This window comes from Streptomyces sp. YS-3 (assembly GCF_045257485.1).
Lineage (GTDB): Bacteria > Actinomycetota > Actinomycetes > Streptomycetales > Streptomycetaceae > Streptomyces.
The window spans coordinates 1-2,977 of the sequence record NZ_JBJHPC010000738.1; the positions used below are offsets into that span (position 1 = coordinate 1).

Consider the following 2,977-nt stretch of genomic DNA (forward strand, 5'->3'; position numbering starts at 1 on the left):
CCGCCGAGCAGCCCGCTCCGTTGGCCGCCCCCGGCCGCTGAGCCCGCCCGGCCCACCGAGCGCCCCCAAGGAAGAGGTTCCCCATGCCCATCGCGCCCGACACCCGCACCGCGATCCGTCCGCAGACGCCCGTCCTGGCCCCGGCGGACCTGGAGAAGTGGCTCATCGACCGGGTCGCCTTCCATCTGCACCGGCCCGCCCGGGAGATCGACCCGACGACCCCGCTCGCCGACTACGGCATCGACTCGGTGGCCGCGATCGGCATCTGCGGCGAGATAGAGGAGCGCCATCTGCTGGCGGTCCCGCCGACCCTCGCCTACGACTTCCCGACGGTACGGGCCATCGCCGCGCACCTGGCCGGGCTGCTCGCCGCGGGGGACGCCGGGGCCGCCTCGTGAGCGCACCCGAACCGGTCGCGGTGGTCGGACTGGACTGCCGCTTCCCCGGGGCCCGGGACGCCGGCGAGTTCTGGCAGCTCCTGATGGAGGGCCGCGACGGCACCCGTCGCGTCCCCGAGGAGCGCTGGGAGGCGGACCGCTACCGGCAGGACGGCCCGGCCGTCCCCGGCGAGGCCCGGCCCCCCGGCCGCTCCAACACCGTACGCGGCGGGTTCATCGACGACCCGGACGCCTTCGACCCCGGCTTCTTCGGGATCTCGCCGCGCGAGGCCGCCGCCATGGACCCGCAGCAGCGGCTCCTGCTCCAGTGCGCCTGGCGGGCCGTCGAGGACGCCACGGTGGCCCCCGAGGACCTGGCCGGCACCGACACGGGTGTGTTCGTGGGGGTGATGGCCAACGAGTGGGCCCATCTGCAACTCGCCGACTACGACCGGATCACCGCCCGGCACGGCTCCGGCAACGGCTACTTCATGGGCGCCAACCGCGTCTCGTACCACCTCGACCTCAGGGGGCCCAGCCTCGCCGTCGACACGGCCTGCTCGTCCTCGCTGGTCGCGCTGCATCTGGCGGCCGGGGCGCTGCGGGCGGGCGACTGCGGCTACGCGCTCGCCGGCGGCACCAACCTGATCATGACGCCGGTCCTCAACATCTTCTACACCCAGGCGGGCCTGTCCGCGCCGGACGGCCGCTGCAAGCCGTTCAGCGCCGCCGCCGACGGGATCGGACGCGCCGAGGGCGTCGCCGTCCTGGTCCTGCGCCGGCTCGCGGACGCGCTGGCCGAACGCCAGCCCGTCTACGCCGTGCTGCGCGGCACCGGCGTCAACCAGGACGGCCGCAGCAACGGCATCACGGCGCCCAACCGGTGGGCCCAGCAGCAGCTGATCGAGCGGGTGTGGCGCTCGGCCGGGGTCGGCGCCGACGACATCGGCTTCATCGAGGCGCACGGCACCGGCACCCTCCTCGGCGACATGATGGAGGCGCAGGCGCTCGGGCACCTCACCGGCGGTCGCAGCGGCGGGAGTGTGGCCCTCGGCTCGGTCAAGAGCAACTTCGGGCACGCCGAGGGCGCCGCCGGGATCGCGGGGGTCGTCAAGGCCGTCCTCGCGCTGCACCACCGCACCGTGCCTCCGAGCCGGTTCGCCGACGACGAGAACCCGGGGCTCCACCTGCCCGAACGCCGCCTGGCACTGCTCAGATCCCCGCTGCGGCTGCCGTCCGGCACCGTGCACGGCGCCGTCAGCAGCTTCGGCATGGGCGGCACCAACGCGCACGCCGTGCTCGCCTCGCCGCCGCGCGCGGTCCACCGCTCCGGCGCGCGGGTCCCGGGCGTGTTCACCGTCTCGGCCCGCTCGGCACGCCAGCTGGGCCCCAATCTGCTGGCCCAGGCCGACGCGCTGGCCCGGCAGCCCGAGGACCGGCTCGCCCAGTTGTGCTGGACCAGCAACCGCGTCAAGTCCCGGCTGCCGCACCGCGTCGCCGTCACCGCCGACGATCTGGGGGCCCTGGTGGCGGGGTTGCGCGAGGCGGCCGGGCGCGCCCGCGACGAGGACGGCGGGGCGCGGCGCACCGCGCCCGCGGTGGCGTTCGCGTTCACCGGCCAGGGCGCCCAGCACCCCGGTATGGCCGCCTCCTGGTACGCCTCCTCCCCCGTCTACGCCCGTCTCCTCGACGAGATCGACGGGCAGCTCGCCGTCCACGTCGGCCGCTCGGTGCGCGACGCGGTCCTGGCGGGCGACCCGGGGGTGCACCGCACGGGTCTGGCGCAGCCCGCGCTCTTCGCGGTCGAGTACGCGATGGCGGGCGCCCTGGCCGATGCCGGAATCCGTCCGGCGGCCGTCATCGGCCACAGCATCGGCGAGTTCGCCGCAGCCTGCGCGTCTGGGGTACTCGACCCCGGCGACGCGGCCCGCCTGGTCGCCCGGCGCGGCGCGCTCATGCAGGCGCTGCCGGACGGCGGCGGCATGCTCTCCGTACCGCTGCCCGAGGCGGAGACGCGGGCGCTGCCGGGCGACCCGGCGCGCGTGTGCGTCGCCGCCGTCAACGGCCCGCGTACCACCGTGGTCGCCGGTGACCTCGACGAACTCGCCCGGCTGCGTGCCGCGTTGGCCGGCCGGGGTGTCACCGCCCGCCCGCTGACGGTCTCGCACGCCTTCCACTCCCCGCTGATGCGCCCGGCCGTCGAGCCGTTCCTGACCGAGGGCGCGGACGTGGTGGTGCGCGCGCCCGCGGTGCCGGTCTTCTCCACCCTGTACGGACGGGTCATGGGCGACGAGGAGCGCATGGACGCCGCGTACTGGGCGCGCCAGATCACCGCGCCGGTACGGTTCGCGGACGCCGCCGCCGAACTGCTGGCGTCCGGCGTCACCCATGTCGTGGAGATCGGCCCGCGCGCCGTGCTCACCCCCCTGCTCGCCCGGCTCCGGCCCGCCGACGCGGACCCGGTGCACTGCCTCGCCGCCCACCCGGGCGAACGCGCCCACCGCCACCCGCTGCACCATCTGCTCGGCGAGCTGTGGAGCACGGGGGCGGCCCCCGGCTGGGACAGCCTGTACCCGGAGGCGGACCGTGTGCCGCGCCCG

2 protein-coding genes are annotated in these 2,977 nt (G+C 76.1%); both read left to right on the plus strand.

Annotated elements, in window-relative coordinates; genetic code table 11:
* Nucleotides 1-83: 83 nt before the first annotated feature.
* On the plus strand, nt 84-398 hold the full coding sequence (locus tag ACJA3G_RS34080; protein WP_406556901.1) for an acyl carrier protein: 315 nt from the start codon (nt 84-86) through the stop codon (nt 396-398).
* On the plus strand, nt 395-2,977 hold a 2,583-nt coding region (locus ACJA3G_RS34085; RefSeq protein ID WP_406556902.1), incomplete at its 3' end, for a type I polyketide synthase. The genes ACJA3G_RS34080 and ACJA3G_RS34085, both read left to right, overlap by 4 nt.